This window comes from Citrobacter sp. Cpo015 (genome assembly GCF_030333035.1).
Lineage (GTDB): Bacteria > Pseudomonadota > Gammaproteobacteria > Enterobacterales > Enterobacteriaceae > Citrobacter > Citrobacter portucalensis.
Genome location: NZ_JAOWGS010000036.1, coordinates 105,203 through 122,379 on the forward strand (window position 1 = coordinate 105,203; position 17,177 = coordinate 122,379).

The following is a 17,177-nucleotide window of genomic DNA, read 5'->3' on the forward strand; positions in this document are numbered from 1 at the left end:
GGCAAATTTCCTTACTCCAGCACAATCTCCATTCCGTCATATCCTGCCTCAAACCCTACTGGTAGCGGATGTTCCATCATCCACAGATCAAACTGATGGCTGATATGCGTCAGGATCACCCGTGGGCAGCGGATGAAGTCGTTCAATGCGATAACGGTGTTTAAATCACAATGATTGCGCGGTGGCTCGGCGCGCGGGGCATGGCTGCAGTCGATGATAATCACCTGAGGCTGGTTATTGTGGAGAAACTTCAACGTCTTGTCGGGAAGTCCGGCGGTATCGGAGAGCCACGCCACGCGGCTATGTGCGGTCTCCAGCAGATAACCAAACGTCAGCTTTGAATGGTTGAGCGGTAGCGGCGTTACCTGCAATCCTTGCAGGTCGAACACCACGAACGGTGCCACGGTATGGCTAAAATCGAGGATGCCGGGATGCTTAAACAGATCGTCGCAACCCTGTTCATCCGGCGGACCGTACACCGGGATGGTCGCCCCCACACCCCAGCGCAACGGAAACAGCCCTTGCACATGATCCATATGATAATGAGTCAGCAGAAACTGCTGGAAGCTGCCCGCCGGCCAGTCGTTCATCAGATGCGGGATCCCCGCGTCCAGCAGCGTCACCGCATTATTGAACCTGACCACCCCGCTACAAGGGCGTCGACGGTATTGCACCTGTAAGCGTGCTCGTTGGCAGGCCGCACAGTCGCAGCCAAATGTCGGCACCAGCTGCGCGCCGCCCGTTCCCGTCAGCGTAATGGTCAGACTCATGGCTCCCCCTACAACGGTTTAGTGAAGCGAAAATGGCTCTGGGTATAGCCTTCGCGCTGATAAAAACGGTGAGCGTTAAGGCGTTGAGTGCTGGTGGAAAGCTCGGTCATCTCTGCACCCGCTTCGCGCGCGGTGGCTTCGGCCCAGGCCAGTAACTGACTGCCCACCGTTAATCCTCGCGCCTGCGGCATCACTACCAGTTCCTGTATTTCGCCAATCCAGTTAGCGTGGTGCAGATGAAACTGCAGGTGCAGACCGATCAAGCCGACGACCTGTCCGTCGAGCTGCGCCAGTTGGTAGTGCATATTGGGATCTTGCAGATTTGCGGCGTATCCGGCACTAAAGGCCTGCAGGTCGAATTGACCCTGTTTCAACTCACAGATGAGCGCATAAACCGCATCGGTATCGTATAGCGTAGCGCGGCGTAATTCACAGACAGACATGTTTCTTCTCCTTGCGTCCCATCAGTGTGAGTAGTGTATCGACAGACTGTAGCAAACTTCCATCGTTGTTCAGGACGTGGCAGTCATACGGGGCGTAGCGGGCTGCGCGCTCAAGACGGGCGGCGATTTCCGTTTCGCTCTCCCGTCCACGAGCCTGCAAGCGCTGGCGTAAAATTGCCGGAGAAACCTGTAAGCAAATGGGGAGTAAAGATGTGTCGTAACGGGCCTGCGCCTGGGGCAGATGCGCTCGTGAGCCGTTGACCACCACATCAAAACCGGCGTGTAGCCAGAGGTCAATCTCCACGCCAACGCCGTAGTAGAAGCCATTGGCGTGCCAGCTTAGCGCCAGCAGGTTCTGCCCGGCGCGGGTAAAAAATTCTTGTTCGCTCAGCGCAATATGATTTTCATTCCCGGCGTTGGCGGCGCGGGTGATGTAACGGTGCGCTACCAGCAGTTGCGCCGGTTCCTGCTGGCGGAGTTCGGCCAGCAGACTGTCCTTACCGGAGCCGGATGGCCCCATCAGCCAGATCAGTTTACCCATAGTCAGAATACCCTTTTGCCCTGACGCCAGACGTGGTCGATATGGATGCTGCCGCCTTTGCGGTGTGCCAGCACCAGATCCGCGCGTTTGCCTTCGGCAACAACGCCACGATCGTCGAGATTTAATGCCCGCGCGGGATTGCGGGTCACCAGACGAATGGCCTGTGGCAGCGTAAAGCGGTTGGCGTCGTCGTCCGCTACGCGAAACGCCGCATCGAGCAGGCTGGCGGGGTAGTAGTCGGAGGAGAGAATATCCAAAAGCCCCAGCTCAGCCAGCTTATGCGCGGCCACGTTGCCGGAGTGAGAACCGCCGCGCACGATGTTGGGCGCCCCCATCAGCACGTTCATACCATGCTGGCGCGAGGCTTCAGCCGCTTCGAAGGTAGTGGGGAATTCGGCGATCACGCTGCCAAGCTGGTGTGATTCCAGCACATGATCATGGGTGGCATCATCATGGCTCGCCAGCGCAATCTGGCGCTCACGACACATCTGGGCAATCGCCGTGCGATTGGGCTGTGACCAACGCGCCGCCAGCGCTAACTGTTCTTCTTCATAGCGGGCCATCTGCTCGTCGGTGAGCGAATACTTGCCTTGATAATACTCGCGGTACTTCTCGCGATTGGCGAACTGACGCTGGCCTGGCGAGTGATCCATCAGCGACACCAGCGTTACCGGCTCGCGGCTGACCAGTTTTTCAAACAGCGGCAGGGTAGTGTGATGCGGCAGCTCACAGCGCAGGTGCAGGCGATGCTCGGCGCGATTGACCCCGCGCTTTTGCGTCTCTTCCACCGCATTAATCATCTTCTCCAGATTTTCCAGACGGTCGCCGCCGTCGCGTACATCGCCAATTGCCACCGCGTCCAGCACGGTGGTAATGCCGCTGGCGACCATTAGCGCGTCGTGACTGCTCATCGCCGAGTGGGCAGGCCAGTCTACCTTCGGGCGCGGGGTGAAAAATTTGTCGAGATTATCGGTATGCAGCTCGATAAGCCCTGGTAGCAGCCAGCCGCCTTCGCCGTCCAGCGCCTCAGGTAGGCTGCTCGGACTTTCTGCAAAGGTGCGAATGACCCCGCCCTCGATTTCCAGCGATCCTTGCACCACTTCATCTTCCAGTACCAGCTTTACATTATTGATAATCATGCTGTTGTTCCCATCAGATGCAGACGATCCGCTACGCGGTCGCGCACGGTTTGATCGTGAAAAATGCCGACAATGGCTGCGCCGCGGGCTTTCGCTTCTTCAATCAATGCAACGACGGCGGCGCTGTTTTTGGCGTCCAGCGAGGCGGTAGGCTCATCGAGCAGCAGAATTGGGTAATCGACGATAAACCCACGGGCGATGTTGACGCGCTGCTGTTCGCCGCCGGAAAAGGTCGACGGCGCCAGGTGCCACAACCGCTCCGGCACGTTCAGGCGGGTAAGCAGGTTAGCTGCTTTGGCTGCACACTCCTCACGGGAGACCCCCAGATCCAGCAGCGGTTGCATCACCACGTCCAGCGCGGAAATCCTCGGGATCACGCGCAGGAACTGGCTCACCCAGCCGATGGTTGAACGGCGAACCTCCAGTACTTTGCGCGCCGGGGCCTGCACCAGATCGACCCATTCATCGCTGTGGCGGATGTGGATGTGTCCTTCATCCGGCAGGTAGTTGGCGTACAGCGAACGCAGCAATGTGGATTTGCCGCTGCCCGAGTGACCGTGCAGCACCACGCATTCGCCGCTTTTAACGTCCAGAGTGGCGTTTTGCAACACCGGCAGACGCACACCGTTTTGCTGATGCAGGACAAAAGTTTTACTGACATTTTCAACGCGGATCGCGTTCATTTTTAGCCTCTTTAGACATTTTTGCGTTCGATTGCCTGATGGCGCTTCGCTTATCAGGCCTACAACCAATGCCGCTCCGTAGGCCGGATAAGGCATAGCCACCATCCGGCACAAGCGATGCCGCTCCGTAGGCCGGATAAGGCATAGCCACCATCCGGCACAAGCGATGCCGCTCCGTAGGCCGGATAAGGCATAGCCACCATCCGGCACAAGCGATACCACTCCGTAGGCCGGATAAGGCATAGCCACCATCCGGCACAAGCGATGCCGCTCCGTAGGCCGGATAAGGCATAGCCGCCATCCGGCACAAGCGATGCCACTCCGTAGGCCGGATAAGGCATAGCCGCCATCCGGCACAAGCGATACCGCTCCGTAGGTCGGATAAGGCATAGCCGCCATCCGGCACAAGCGATGCCGCTCCGTAGGCCGGATAAGGCGCAGCCGCCATCCGGCACAACAAAAAATCAGTTCTGCAACACCGACGACACCAGAAGCTGGGTATACGGATGATGCGGATCGTCGAGCACGCGGTCGGTTAACCCACTTTCCACCACCTGACCTTGCTTCATCACCAGCAAACGGTCGGCCAACAGGCGCGCGACGCCCAAATCGTGGGTGACAATCACTACCGCCAGATCCAGTTCCACCACCAGGCCGCGCAGCAGGTCCAGCAGTTTGGCCTGTACGGAAACGTCCAGCCCGCCGGTAGGTTCGTCCATAAACACCAGTTTGGGATGGGTGACGAGGTTGCGGGCAATCTGCAGGCGTTGCTGCATGCCGCCAGAAAAGGTGGTGGGCAGATCGTCGATACGCGAGGCAGGGATCTCTACCTCCTCCAGCCAGCGCTGCGCGGTGGCGCGGATGTCGCCGTAGTGACGTGCGCCGGTGGCCATCAGACGTTCGCCGATATTGCCGCCTGCGGAGACCTGACGGCGAAGGCCATCCAGCGGATGTTGATGCACCACGCCCCATTCGGTGCGCAGCAGACGGCGACGGTCGGCCTCATTCATGCCGTACAGCGAACGGTTCTGATACAAAATCTCACCGCTCTGCGGCGTCAGCCGTGAAGAGATCGATTTCAGCAGCGTGGTTTTGCCGGAACCGGACTCGCCGACGATGCCCAGCACTTCGCCTGGCCACAGGTCAAAAGAGACATCGCTGAAGCCTTTGCCCGGCGCGTAGAGATGGGTCAGGTTGTTGACTGAAAGCAGCGGTTGCGTCATTTGCTGAGGGCCTCGCTCTGTTGGCGGCAGTAGTCGGTGTCGGAGCAGACAAACATGCGTTTGCCGGTGTCATCGAGCACCACTTCATCGAGATAGCTGTGGGTTGAGCCGCAGATGGCGCAAGGCTCATCCCAGCTCTGCACGGTAAACGGGTGATCGTCGAAATCGAGGCTCTCCACGCGGGTATAAGGTGGAACGGCATAGATACGCTTTTCGCGGCCAGCGCCAAACAGTTGCAGGGCTGGCATCATGTCCATCTTTGGATTGTCGAATTTCGGGATGGGCGACGGGTCCATGACGTAGCGGTCATTGACCTTCACCGGATAGGCGTAAGTGGTGGCGATATGGCCGAAGCGGGCGATATCTTCATACAGTTTCACCTGCATGATGCCGTACTCTTCCAGCGCGTGCATGGTGCGAGTTTCCGTTTCACGCGGTTCGATAAAGCGCAGCGGCTCAGGGATCGGTACCTGGAAGATGATTATCTGATCTTCCACCAGCGGCGTTTCCGGGATGCGGTGGCGGGTCTGGATCAGCGTCGCATCTTCCGTACGCTCAGTGGTATTCACCCCGGTCACACGCTTGAAGAAATTACGAATCGACACGGCGTTAGTGGTGTCGTCTGCGCCCTGGTCAATCACCTTCAGTACGTCCGGCTCGCCAATCACGCTGGCGGTAAGCTGAATACCGCCGGTTCCCCAGCCGTAGGGCATCGGCATTTCACGTCCGCCAAACGGGACCTGGTAACCCGGGATTGCCACCGCTTTCAGAATTGCGCGGCGGATCATGCGTTTGGTCTGCTCATCAAGATAGGCAAAGTTGTAGCCGGAGAGGTTAGTGGTCACGGGTGGCCTCCTGTTGCAGGCGTTTGAGCAGTTCCAGTTCGGCCTGGAAATCGACGTAATGGGGAAGTTTGAGGTGCGAAACAAAACCCGCCGCCTCGACGTTATCCGCATGCGCCAGCACGAACTCTTCGTCCTGCGCCGGTCCTGTGACCGTTTCATCGTATTCGGCTGCCTGTAGGGCGCGGTCCACCAGCGCCATCGCCATCGCTTTACGTTCGCTCATACCGAACACCAGCCCGTAGCCGCGGGTAAAATGGGGAGATTGGTTTTCTGGTGCGACAAACCCGTTCACCATTTCGCATTCGGTCATCAGCAGTTCGCCGACGTTCACCGCAAATCCCAGCTCTTCCGGTACCGTTTCCAGTGCCACATAGCCGCTGCGGATTTCGGCGGCAAACGGGTGGTTGCGCCCGTAGCCGCGCTGGGTGGAGTAGGCCAGCGCCAGCAGATAGCCCTCGTCACCGCGCATCAGCTGTTGCAGACGTGAAGCGCGTGAGCAGGGGTAAACCGGCGGCGTGCGGGTGATGTCGTCGGGTGTCGCGCCATCATCCTCTTCACGCTTTGCCAGCCCCTGGTTGGCCAGCAGGGAAAAAACGTGCGGGGAGGCATCCTGCACGCCGTCTGCGCTGCGCAGGGGCGGCGTTTCGCCATTGGCCAGCAGGGTAAAATCCAGCAGGCGATGGGTGTAGTCATAGGTTGGACCCAACAGTTGCCCGCCGGGAATATCTTTGTAGACCGCTGAGATTCGGCGCTCAAGGCGCATTTCTGCGCTGTTAAGCGGCTCACTGACCGCCACCTTTGCCAGCGTAGTGCGGTAGGCACGGAGCAAGAAGATGGCTTCGACGTTATCGCCGCTGGCCTGCTTCAGCGCCAGTGCCGCCAGTTCGCGGTCGGCGATGCCGCCTTCGGTCATCACCCGGTCAACGGCCAGGTTCATCTGCTGTTCGATTTGCGCCACGCTCAGTTCAGCAATGGTTTCATCGCCCCGGCGTCGGTTTTCCTGCAGGGCGTGGGCGTTGGCTATCGCCTTTTCGCCCCCTTTGACGGCGACGTACATCAGCACACCTCCACATGGGTGGTTCGCGGAATAGCCAGCAGGCGTTCGCCGCAGGTGAGGATCAGATCGACCCCCAGTGGGAACGGGTGCGGGCGTTCGGTGAGTTCGTGAATCAGACATTCCGGCAGCTGTGGCGCGATCATGCGCTCTTCGGCGATGCCCGCGCCGGTCAGACGCAGCATGCGTCCGCCGCTTAAGCCAGAGACCTGCACAATCAGCGTGGCGCTGGTCTCTGGCGCGACGGCTGAACCGGCGGAGAGGGCGTTAAGCTGTTCGCTGCTGATGCGCTCGTCGGCGACGGCAAAGGCCGCCAGCTGCGGCTGATCCACCAGCGGCGCGTTGGTATGAAAACGCAGGTTCTGGCGGGCAATATCGTTATCCATCGACGGCGCCAGCCAGACCGGCGTGTCGCCATCGACCAGGGTCAGCAGCACGCTGGTGGTTGCCAGACCCAGCGGCTGCCAGCCGTGTTTCAGTTGATGCAGGGCGACGATTACGCCCGGTTCGCTCATGGCTTTCAGCAGGCGACGAAAGCTCTGCTGAGCATCCTGAACGGGTAAATTAAAAGCGGTCAGAAGTGCTGTAGATCGTGTCATGCGTTATCTCCGCGTACCAGCGTGAAGAAGTCGACCCGGCTGGCGTTGACTTCGGCACGGCGTGCGTTAATCAGCGCATCGCGTTCCGCTTCCAGCGGGGCAATTAAGGTTTCCATTAGGTTCTGGAAATGCGTTTGTTCCTGCAGCAGTGCGTCAATCACCGCGCACTGCTCGGCATGTTGTTTATTGCGTCCCAGCAGGTAGCTGTAACCCAGCGTGCCGCTCTTCAGACGTACCACTGCGCGAGTTAGCGTGGTGTCACCGGCAAAGAAGCGGTTGCCGGTACCGCCCATACGGGCCTGGATCTGCATCAGTCCGCTTTCCGGAGCGCGGATAAGTTCATAGTCCGGCGTCAGTTTGAGCGCGGTGATGCGGGCGTTCAGGGCATCGGCATTGCTGTAAGCCAGCGCGCGCATCCAGCGCTGGCGGGTGGCGGTATCGAAATGCATTCAGTGCTCCATAGTGAATTCGATCATGTCGGCGCGGGTCAGGCTGACGGAGTATTCCGCCGCGAGTTCTTCGCCTTCACGGTGGTTCAGGGTGCGCACGCACAGCAGCGGCGCCATATTGGGGATTTCCAGCACCTTGCTCTCTTTTGCCTGCGCACGGCGGGCGCTGATGCGCGTTTGCGTGCGTAGCAGCGTCAGACCGGACTGTTCGCGCAGGTAGTCATGAAGCGAACCGCTGTTGAAGCCTTGCAGCAGCGGCCACAGCGAGAGGTCGGAAAAATAGTGGTCGATCTGGCACAGTGCGATGCCGTTAACCCGGCGCAGGGTGCGCAGGTGAATCACGTTATCGCCCTCGTTTATGCTGAGCGCATCGGCAATGTGGCTGGAGGCCGGACGCAGCACCGCCAGCAGTTTTTCGCTGGTGGGATGGCTGCCCTGGTCCAGCAGATTCTGACTAAAGCGCGCCTGGGCATTAAGCGGGTAATCGAACGGGCGCATCAGCACCAGCACGCCGACGCCCTGACGACGCTGAACCCAACCGCGTTCAACCAACTGGTCAATGGCGCGGCGCAGGGTGTGGCGGTTTACCTCGTAGCGCGCGGCAAGCTGATGCTCGGCGGGCAGATAGTCACCGCAGCGATAATGTTGACGTAGCTCCTGCTCAAGTCTCGCGGCAATTTCCTGATAACGCGTTGGATAACTGGTCGGATGTGTAGACAAGTGCATAGCAATCAATGCCTCGCTAATCAGATAAAGTGCTTACGCAAACGCTGGGAAAGGAAATCCAACAGGCTGACGGTGACGATGATTAACACCATCAAGGCGCAGGTTTGCTGGAACTGAAAGCCGCGAATCGCCTCCCATAAGGTCACGCCAATACCGCCTGCACCCACCATTCCGACCACCGTGGCCGAGCGAACGTTGGATTCAAAGCGATACAGCGAGTAAGAGATAAGCAGCGGCATGACCTGTGGCAGAACGCCGTACAGAATCTCTTCAATTTTGTTGGCACCGGTGGCGCGAATGCCTTCTACCGGACCTGGCTCAATAGCTTCTACCGCTTCAGAAAGCAGTTTGGAGAGCACCCCGGTAGTGTGGATAAACAGCGCCATCACCCCGGCGAATGGGCCTAACCCGACGGCGACCACGAACAGCATGGCGAAGACCATTTCATTGATGGCGCGGCAGGCGTCCATCAGGCGACGCATCGGCTGGTAAATCCACCACGGCACGAGGTTATCGGCGCACATCAGGCCGAAGGGAATCGACAGCACAACGGCGAGGGCAGTCCCCCAGACGGCAATTTGCAGGGTGACGGCCATTTCACCGAGATAGTCCTGCCACTGGCTGAAGTCCGGCGGGAAGAAGTCGGCGGCGAAGGTCGCCATATTGCCGGAATCCTGGATCAGCGTGAGCGGGGCCATTTCGGCACCTTTCCACGAGACCACCAGCACGGCGAGAAGAATGGCCCAGCTCAGCAGCGAGAACCAGCTACGTTTGGGCGGGGCGACGGTGATGGTTTGCATGTTTAGCTCCTGGGTGTCGATGTTTCGGGTCTGTTGTAGGCCGGATAAGGTGCTGGCACCGCCATCCGGCATGGAATCCCTTGCATTGCCTGATGGCGCTGCGCTTATCAGGCCTACAATTTGGTCACCAGGTTTACTGCACCGCTTTGGTGACGCTGGTCATAGCGCCCAGTGCGGCGGTCAGACGGTCAAGGTCATCGAGCTGCGCTTTCAATGCCGAGGTTTTGCTGGTTTTCTCTTCCTCGTTCAGCCCTTTGTTGTCCTTCACACCCTGCATCTCTTTAAACAGTGCCAACTGGCGAATCGGCACCAGTTGCAGATCGCTGGAGGCGCGGAACGGTGCCCATCCCAGGCGTTCCAGTACGGTTTTCTGTTCCGGCGTTTTGCCGTAATTCATAAAGAAGTCGTACACCTTGTCCTTGGTGGTTTCGGAGAGGTTTTTACGCCAGACGATCGGATCGCCCGGGATCAGCGGCGACTTCCAGATCACCTTCAGTTCTTTCAGTTTTTCCGGCGCGGAAGTTTTCAGCTTGTCGAGGTTTTCGGTGTTGTTGGTGGCGACATCGACCTGCTTGTTGGCGACGGCCAGCGCGTTGGTTTCGTGTCCGGCGTTAACGGTGCGTTTGAAGTCGCTGGCGGAGATGTTGTTTTTGGCGAAGACGTAGTAACCGGGGACGAGGAAGCCTGACGTTGAGTTGGGATCGCCGTTGCCGAAGGTCAGATCCTTACGTTTGGCGATCAGATCGTTCAGGTTATTGATCGGGCTGTCTTTGTTAACGATCAACACGCTCCAGTAACCAGGGGATCCGTCGGCGGCGACGGTCTGGGCAAACACTTGCCCGTTAGCGCGATCCACCGCTTCCATTGCCGAGAGGTTGCCGTACCAGGCGATATCAACTTTGTTAAAGCGCATTCCCTGGATGATCCCGGCGTAGTCCGGGGCGAAGAAGGCGTTCACTTTCACGCCCAGTGATTTTTCCATGTCCTTCAGGAACGGTTCCCACTGCGGTTTCAGATTTTGCTGTGATTCGGTCGAAATAATGCCAAAGTTCAGCGCTTTTTCTTGCTCTTCGGCATGGGCCGGGGTGAGCAGTGTGCTGAGACTAAACATGCTGGTGAAAGCCAGCGCGGCAACGGTCTTATAGCTCATTTCCATTCCTCATTGTGGGGATGTCAGGCAGCCTGCGCGTTCTGTTCGACGCGGTTCATGCTGCGGTAGAGATGGTCAAAACGATCGTTATCAAAATGCTGGCTGCTGCCATCAAAGAAGACGTTGCCCTGGCGCAGCGCGACGATGCGTTCGCAGTAGCGCAGGGCGTAATCCACCTGATGCAGCGTGACGACCACGGTGATGCCGTCGGTCTGGTTTATATCGCGTAGGGTGTCCATCACGATGCGGGCGGATTCCGGGTCCAGAGAGGCTATCGGCTCGTCGGCGAGGATCACTTTGGCCTGCTGCATCAGCGCGCGGGCGATTGCAACGCGCTGCTGCTGACCGCCCGAAAGCGTGGAAACGCGCTGGTATGCAAAGTGCGCCATGCCCACGCGGGTCAGCGCCTGTAATGCACGCTGTTTTTGTTCCTGGCTAAACCAGCTAAAACAGGTACGCCAGAACGGCGTGCTGCCGAGCGCGCCAATCAGGACGTTCTCCAGCACTGTCAGGCGGTTCACCAGATTGAACTGCTGGAAGATGTAGCCGGTGTGGGCGCGGCTTTTGCGGATATCGCGCGCCAGGCGGCCTTCATGTTGAACGGTGCGGCCCAGCAGCTCGACGCGGCTGCCGGGGGATTTATCACCGGTGATCAAACCGCTTAAATGACGTAAAAGGGTGGATTTGCCGGAGCCAGACGGCCCAAGCAGAGCCACCATCTCACCGGAACAGATGTTCAGATCAACCGCATTGAGCGCCTGATGTTGATTGAAGGACTTGGAGAGTTTCTCGACGCGAATAATCGTTTGCATGATGCGGCCTCCCTAAAAAAGTGGCCCCATCGTGGCGGATCAATGTGACGTTTTCGTTAAGGGATGGTTACTCGACGATGAAGAGTTGAGCGCTATTTGATGACAGTACGGGAGGGCTGGCCTCCCGTTGGATTACTCTGTAGGGGGGTGCTGTTGTTTGACGACGTTGATCATCCACGGCACGCCATACTGGTCGCTCACTTTACCGAAACCGTGGGCCCAGAAGGTTTCCTGCCAGTCCATTTCGATTTTTCCGTTTGCTGCCAGGTTATCAAACCAGCGTTTGCCTTCATCGACGTTTTGCGTGTCGAGCACCAGCGTGAAGCCAGAGTAGTGAGCATTTCCGTCCGGGGCGCTATCGCTCATCATGATGTCACTGCCCGCAACGCGCAGGTTGGCGTGGGCGATGGCGGTGTCGGGGAATTTCAAGCCTGAAGGGCAACCATCTTCGCTATCCTGCGCCGATTTGGGCATTTCACCGAAGTTGATTTTGTAGAGTAGCTCAGCGCCTAGCGTTTTTTGATAGTAGGCGATAGCGTCAGCGCAGTTGCCTGCAAAGGAGATATAGGGACTTAACGGCATAATCTTTACCTCAGGTAAAAGAAGCCAATTAAGTGTAGTTAGCGTCTGCAAAAATAAACCAGGCGGGAAGTATGAGCTTCCCGCCTGGCAGATGAGCTGGAGTTGACCTGATTAGCGTCGCGCTATCAGGCAATTGGCATCAGTTCTTTTTCACAAACTCAGATTTCAGCTTCATTGGGCCAAAGCCATCGATTTTGCAATCGATGTTGTGGTCACCTTCAACCAGACGAATGTTTTTCACTTTGGTACCAATCTTCAGCATGGAAGAGCTACCTTTTACCTTCAGGTCTTTCACGACGGTAACGCTGTCGCCGTCAGCCAGCAGGTTGCCGTTGGCATCTTTAACGATCAGTTCGTCGCTGTCCTGCGCCGGTTCAGCATCGTTCCATTCGTGAGCGCATTCCGGGCAGATGAACATGCCGTTATCTTCGTAAGTGTATTCGGAGTTGCATTGCGGGCAGTGTGGTAATGACATGTGGATTTCCTCAAAAGTCAGCAGGGGCAAATGCGCCCAAAAAATGGCAGATTGCCGAAAAAGGCCGCAATTATACATAAAATCCCTGCATTTGTCGGGACTACTGCGCGATTACGCAAAATGATCTGCTGTAAAGACCCTCTGCTTTCACCTCAATGAAAGTATGGCGGAATATTTTTTAAGGGAAATTGCTACGCTTAGATATTTAAGATAAGGTGAGGCGAAATATCTGATATTCATAGGTAACATTGCTTAGAAATGCCTAAGTCATTGTGATTGAATATCATTGAACCCCTTAAATTTAGTAGGGGGATTCCGCTGGCATTTTTTAAAACTGAACTACGCTGTCTATCTTTCTTACTTATTTTCATAAGTGAGAGGCATCAGGCCAGCGGTTATACACCAAATTTATTTTAATAATATCAATTGGTTGTTTTGATTTTAATTATTTCTATACGTAATTATAAAAGCCAAAAAATCTATAAATAAAACGATTGGGCTAAATAAAAGCAATGCCATTTGCGTTAAGGAAAAATTTTCCATGCACACACAGACAATATATGAATTAAGTCAGGAAGCGGAACGCTTGCTGATGCTCTCGCTTGAACATCTCAGGCAATTGCAAAAATTGCCTATGACGTCGTTGGATGATGTCGCGCTAAAACAAGGAGAGCATAGCAGTCAGGTTGTTCAGCCCCTGCATTTCAGCGCGCGTGGCATGGATGTCCAGCAAGCAACGCTCAATAATGAGCTGCGCAAGATTACGCGTCTGGAAATGGTGCTGGCGATTGTTGGCACGATGAAAGCGGGAAAATCGACGACGATTAACGCGATTGTGGGGACAGAGGTGTTACCTAATCGTAATCGCCCCATGACGGCGTTACCAACGCTAATACGCCATACGCCGGGGCAGAAAGAGCCGGTGCTGCATTTTTCACATGTCGCGCCGATTGATGCCTTAATGAAGGTTTTGCAGCAGCGCGTGCGCGAGTGCGATCGTCTGCGTCTTACACAGACCCTGGAAATTGACAAGGATATGAATGTCCTGCTGCAACATATTGAAAATGGTGTGGCATTTGAACGGTATTATCTTGGCGCACAGCCTATTTTCCATTGCCTTAAAAGCCTGAACGACCTGGTGCGCCTGTCAAAAGCATTGGACGTTGATTTTCCTTTTGCCGCCTATGCCGCGATTGAGCATATTCCGGTTATTGAAGTTGAGTTTGTCCATTTGGCCGGACAGGCAAGCTACCCAGGGCAATTAACGCTGCTGGATACGCCGGGGCCGAACGAGGCGGGGCAACCGCACTTACAAAAAATGCTCAATGAACAGCTGGTGCGGGCCTCTGCGGTGCTGGCGGTGTTGGATTACACCCAACTGAAATCGATTTCCGATGAGGAAGTGCGTCAGGCGATTATGGCGGTCGGCAAGTCAGTACCGCTGTATGCGCTGGTGAACAAGTTCGATCAGAAAGACCGCAACAGTGATGATGAAGAACAGGTGCGGGCGTTGATTTCCGGCACGTTGATGCAAGGCGGAATCGCCCCTGAAAGAATTTATCCGGTCTCCTCAATGTGGGGCTATCTGGCGAACAGGGCGCGTCATGAGCTGACGACGCGCGGGCGACTGCCGGATCATCAGGAGCAACGTTGGGTGCAGGATTTTGCCGAAGCGGCGCTTGGCAGACGCTGGCGCACCACCGATCTTGACGATACAGAACACATCCGCCATGCCGCCGACCTGTTGTGGGAAGACTCGCTGTTTGAACAGCCAATTCAGAAAGTGATCCACGCCGCTTATGCTAATGCTTCGTTGTATGCGCTTCGCTCAGCGTCACATAAGTTATTGAACTATGCACAAAGCGTGCACGAATATCTGGAATTTCGCGCCCACGGGTTAACGGTCGCCTATGACAAACTGCGGCTGAACATCACGCATATTGAAGAGGATATGCAGCAGTTAGAAGTGAGCCAGGGGCGGGTGAGCGATGAAGTCAGCCATGAAGTAGAACTGGCGCTGGAGGCTGCCGCTGTCTATCTCAGTGAGCAACAGACTGAGATTCTTTGCGGTATCAACACGTTCTTTGTCAAAGAAAACGTCCTGATGATGTCACAACACGGTCTGGGGAATGCTGTGAATACGGCAGAAATGGCCGGAGAGATGTTGGTGCTGCATGATGAAGGGCAGGCAAAAATTGTGTTAGATAAAATTCGCTCGTCCTGTGAGGGGGTATTGCTGGCGGCGCAGGAAAGCATCAGCCGGGACTTAGCCCTGCGTTTTGAACAGCTTGAGTCGACGCTCTCCCGGGCGCTAAATGACGCGATGCGGCCAATTGAGCAAAGGGTGAAAGAGGAGCTAAACCACGCCGGTTTTCGTGCGCGGATCCGTTTTCCAGCGTTCCATACGGCGATGTTTAATTTCAATACCCGCCAATTGTTTAACGAGGCCATTGAGCAGGATATTCCGGCAGAAAATGCGCCGTCTACTGGCGGTGTGGTGCGTGACACTTTCTCTCGTTGGCTAAATCAACCCAACTGGGGATGGAATGATTACGTCGAAACAAAAACGCGTTATCTCATTGATATGGGCGCATTGCATAAAAACCTTGTGCAGTACGTCTCCCAGTTTTGCCAACAAATTCGTAAAGCTTTAGCTGCTCAGGTCGATATCTCCGTTACGGCTGGCATGGCCACATTTTTTGCTGATTTCTCTCTGTGCCTGGCGCAATTGCAGGCGAGTCTGAGTGAGAGTCTGACGCTACGCCAACAAAATGAATCCGCGGTGAATGCAATGAATGAGCAATTGCAGCAGCGCATTACGATTGCGGCATGGCTTTATGAAGATTCCCGATTGCTGCGTGACGATATCAATACCCTTTTTGCAACCGAGCACACATGACTAACGTTTTACTGGAAGGCCCCGGGAGGACGCTGGAGTGTGTCTACCCGAAGTTTATGGTCGATCTGGTTCAGGGAGATGAAACCAAACGTTCCGGCGGTTTTCTGCAACAGCAGCAGCGGCTGCGCGCGCGTCTGACGCAGGAAGTGTTATCCCAGACGCAACTGCGTGCGTGGGTGATGGCGGGAGTGTCCAGCGAGCATCTGGTGATGCGCCTTAAGCTGGTGGAGAAGCTGGCAGGCATGATTGACCCGGGTCATCTGGCGCTGGTACGGATCGCCGAAGGGCTGATGTTTTTGCAACAAACAGAACACCCGCGTGGGCTTTCAACCCCCGGTCTTTTACAGCAAATAAATTCACTGACTGACTGGTTTACCCAACGTGCGGCGTATAAAGAGAAGGCGCTGACCCAGCGCGGCCTGACGGTTCAGGCGGGCGAGCATAGCGAACAAATTTTTACCCGCTGGCGGGCTGGCGCGTATGACGGCTGGTCGTTACCAGGACGCTGTTTTGTCGCGCTGGAGGAGCTACGTTGGGGAGCTTTTGGTGATGCCTGCCGGTTAGCGAATGCCGATGTGGTGTTAATGCTAAAAGACAACCTGCGAACCATGGCGGCTCAGGCATTGGCGGACAGCGTGAATGCAGCGCCCGCTACGCGTCATTACTATCATTATTGGCTCAGCACGCCAGCTGTCGGCGGATCGGGCGAGTATAACGATATGCTGAGCTGGCTGGGGAGCTGGTGCGATGCGCAACGCCATCCTGTGAGCTGGTCGGTGACGCAGCGTTGGCAAAATGTGGCGCTGGGAATGCCGCGATTGTGTTCGGCAAAGCGGCTGGTCGATGCGATGGTTGAGGAGATTTTTGCACCGACCCTGCTCGTCAATTGAGCAGGGCTGGTGAGTAGGATAAAGGCAGGTTTAGTGGTGCAGAGAGTCTGCCGGGGTGGCCACCGCTTCGTTGGCGACCAGGTTTTTATTAAAACGTTTGGCGTACAGCGCGGTGATAATCGGCACCAGAATGGCGGTGACAATTACGCTGGCGGCAACCAGCGCCGTAGCGGATGCGGCAACCGGTTCGAACGCCGGGTTAATCTGGGCGATAATCACCGGGTTTGCTACCGCAGCGCCTGCTGCTGAAGAGGCTGCGACGCCTGCCGTACCGTTCCCGCCACCAATAACACGGTCAGCAATAATCAGCGGGATACCGGTGATGACGATAACCGCGACACCCAGCAGGATACCCAGCAGACCGGTATCAACGATCACGCTCAGGTTAATAGTGTTACCCAACGCGAAGCCGAAGAACGGGATCAGCACCGGTGTGGCTTTGCTGAAGAAAGAACGCAGGTCGTGATCCAGGTTGCCCAACGTAAAGCCAATCAGGAACGGTAATACCGCGCCGATGAAATGGTGTGGCTCGAAGGAGGCCAGACCCGCAGAGCCGAGGATCACCATGGTCATCAACGGACCGGATTCCAGAGACATCAACACAAATGCGCCGGACTCTTCTTTGGTGCCGTACTGGTTCATCAGGCTGGCGTACAAACCACCGTTGGTCATGTCCATTGCGGAGACAATTGCCAAAACTGAGAGGCCTGCAAAGAACCCGGTTTGAATACCGGTATCAGGAATAAATGAAGCAGCAATCATTGCCACTACCCACGCCACGGCTATTTTGGTTATTACCAGCGTACCGGACTTGCGTAATACCGTACCGGTTGCCCGCAAATCAATAGATGCGCCGATACAAAAAAACCACACTGCCAGAATCGGTACCGTTCCGCTGATCATTCCTTTGGTAAACGAACCGAAATACGCACCGGTATCCGGAGCTAACGTATTTAACACTGCGCCTAATAACAGAGGAATCAACATCATTCCGCCGGGGATGCGTTCAATCGTGGCTTTAATTTTCATAAACGTCCTCATGTCTTGTCGCTGCTAAAACTCGCGCAAGAGGGTAAAAATTAATAAATTCAAATAGT

General features: G+C 56.1%; 19 protein-coding genes. 2 read left to right on the forward strand and 17 right to left on the reverse strand.

Annotated features, from left to right (window positions below):
* Window positions 1-11: 11 nt before the first annotated feature.
* From phnP to OGY67_RS15685, 16 genes are all read right to left on the reverse strand, one after another.
* Window positions 12-770: a phosphonate metabolism protein PhnP gene (gene phnP / locus OGY67_RS15610; RefSeq protein WP_128612522.1), complete on the reverse strand. Its 759-nt coding sequence runs from the start codon at window positions 768-770 to the stop codon at window positions 12-14.
* Window positions 771-778: 8 nt separating this feature from the next.
* Complete coding sequence (gene phnO / locus OGY67_RS15615) at window positions 779-1,213, reverse strand: aminoalkylphosphonate N-acetyltransferase (protein ID WP_008786952.1); 435 nt, start codon at window positions 1,211-1,213, stop codon at window positions 779-781.
* Window positions 1,200-1,754: a ribose 1,5-bisphosphokinase gene (phnN, locus tag OGY67_RS15620; protein WP_100271633.1), complete on the reverse strand. Its 555-nt coding sequence runs from the start codon at window positions 1,752-1,754 to the stop codon at window positions 1,200-1,202. Before phnN ends, phnO begins: the two co-directional genes overlap by 14 nt.
* A gap of 2 nt (window positions 1,755-1,756) precedes the next feature.
* Window positions 1,757-2,893: an alpha-D-ribose 1-methylphosphonate 5-triphosphate diphosphatase gene (gene phnM, locus OGY67_RS15625; protein WP_286574126.1), complete on the reverse strand. Its 1,137-nt coding sequence runs from the start codon at window positions 2,891-2,893 to the stop codon at window positions 1,757-1,759.
* On the reverse strand, window positions 2,890-3,576 hold the full coding sequence (phnL, locus tag OGY67_RS15630; protein WP_003826708.1) for a phosphonate C-P lyase system protein PhnL: 687 nt from the start codon (window positions 3,574-3,576) through the stop codon (window positions 2,890-2,892). The genes phnM and phnL overlap by 4 nt, the downstream gene beginning before the upstream one ends.
* A 464-nt stretch (window positions 3,577-4,040) precedes the next feature.
* Window positions 4,041-4,799: a phosphonate C-P lyase system protein PhnK gene (gene phnK, locus OGY67_RS15635; RefSeq protein WP_003844769.1), complete on the reverse strand. Its 759-nt coding sequence runs from the start codon at window positions 4,797-4,799 to the stop codon at window positions 4,041-4,043.
* The gene (gene phnJ / locus OGY67_RS15640) at window positions 4,796-5,587 is read right to left on the reverse strand and encodes an alpha-D-ribose 1-methylphosphonate 5-phosphate C-P-lyase PhnJ (RefSeq protein WP_049259807.1); all 792 of its coding nucleotides are present in this window, start codon (window positions 5,585-5,587) and stop codon (window positions 4,796-4,798) included. The genes phnK and phnJ overlap by 4 nt, the downstream gene beginning before the upstream one ends.
* Window positions 5,588-5,633: 46 nt before the next feature.
* On the reverse strand, window positions 5,634-6,701 hold the full coding sequence (locus tag OGY67_RS15645) for a carbon-phosphorus lyase complex subunit (RefSeq protein ID WP_286574128.1): 1,068 nt from the start codon (window positions 6,699-6,701) through the stop codon (window positions 5,634-5,636).
* A complete protein-coding gene (phnH, locus tag OGY67_RS15650; RefSeq protein WP_008786957.1) occupies window positions 6,701-7,297 on the reverse strand; it encodes a phosphonate C-P lyase system protein PhnH in 597 nt (198 codons plus the stop codon). Before phnH ends, OGY67_RS15645 begins: the two co-directional genes overlap by 1 nt.
* The gene (gene phnG, locus OGY67_RS15655; protein WP_008786958.1) at window positions 7,294-7,746 is read right to left on the reverse strand and encodes a phosphonate C-P lyase system protein PhnG; all 453 of its coding nucleotides are present in this window, start codon (window positions 7,744-7,746) and stop codon (window positions 7,294-7,296) included. The genes phnH and phnG overlap by 4 nt, the downstream gene beginning before the upstream one ends.
* Window positions 7,747-8,472, reverse strand: coding sequence for a phosphonate metabolism transcriptional regulator PhnF (gene phnF, locus OGY67_RS15660; RefSeq protein WP_071445601.1), 726 nt, complete (start codon window positions 8,470-8,472; stop codon window positions 7,747-7,749). It abuts the gene before it with no gap.
* Window positions 8,473-8,492: 20 nt separating this feature from the next.
* Window positions 8,493-9,272, reverse strand: a complete 780-nt coding sequence (gene phnE, locus OGY67_RS15665; protein ID WP_016155398.1) for a phosphonate ABC transporter, permease protein PhnE — start codon at window positions 9,270-9,272, stop codon at window positions 8,493-8,495.
* 133 nt (window positions 9,273-9,405) lie between these two features.
* Window positions 9,406-10,422: a phosphonate ABC transporter substrate-binding protein gene (gene phnD, locus OGY67_RS15670; protein WP_008786961.1), complete on the reverse strand. Its 1,017-nt coding sequence runs from the start codon at window positions 10,420-10,422 to the stop codon at window positions 9,406-9,408.
* Window positions 10,423-10,445: 23 nt separating this feature from the next.
* Complete coding sequence (gene phnC, locus OGY67_RS15675; RefSeq protein ID WP_003826726.1) at window positions 10,446-11,234, reverse strand: phosphonate ABC transporter ATP-binding protein; 789 nt, start codon at window positions 11,232-11,234, stop codon at window positions 10,446-10,448.
* 132 nt (window positions 11,235-11,366) lie between these two features.
* Window positions 11,367-11,816, reverse strand: coding sequence for a VOC family metalloprotein YjdN (gene yjdN / locus OGY67_RS15680; RefSeq protein WP_286574130.1), 450 nt, complete (start codon window positions 11,814-11,816; stop codon window positions 11,367-11,369).
* Window positions 11,817-11,955: 139 nt separating this feature from the next.
* Window positions 11,956-12,291 (reverse strand): zinc ribbon domain-containing protein YjdM, encoded by a 336-nt coding sequence (locus tag OGY67_RS15685; protein ID WP_003031835.1) that lies wholly within the window; start codon window positions 12,289-12,291, stop codon window positions 11,956-11,958.
* A 541-nt stretch (window positions 12,292-12,832) separates the two neighbouring features.
* Between OGY67_RS15685 and crfC the strand changes: the two genes are divergently transcribed.
* Together crfC and OGY67_RS15695 are read left to right on the forward strand one after the other, a co-directional pair.
* Window positions 12,833-15,190 carry a clamp-binding protein CrfC gene (gene crfC / locus OGY67_RS15690; RefSeq protein WP_286574132.1) on the forward strand — a complete coding sequence of 786 codons (2,358 nt, stop codon included), beginning with the start codon at window positions 12,833-12,835 and terminating at the stop codon, window positions 15,188-15,190.
* On the forward strand, window positions 15,187-16,080 hold the full coding sequence (locus tag OGY67_RS15695) for a diguanylate cyclase regulator RdcB family protein (protein WP_286574133.1): 894 nt from the start codon (window positions 15,187-15,189) through the stop codon (window positions 16,078-16,080). The genes crfC and OGY67_RS15695 overlap by 4 nt, the downstream gene beginning before the upstream one ends.
* Before the next feature lie 30 nt (window positions 16,081-16,110).
* Here the strand turns inward: OGY67_RS15695 and kdgT are convergent, their stop codons facing one another.
* Window positions 16,111-17,109, reverse strand: coding sequence for a 2-keto-3-deoxygluconate transporter (gene kdgT, locus OGY67_RS15700; protein ID WP_003826735.1), 999 nt, complete (start codon window positions 17,107-17,109; stop codon window positions 16,111-16,113).
* Window positions 17,110-17,177 lie beyond the last annotated feature (68 nt).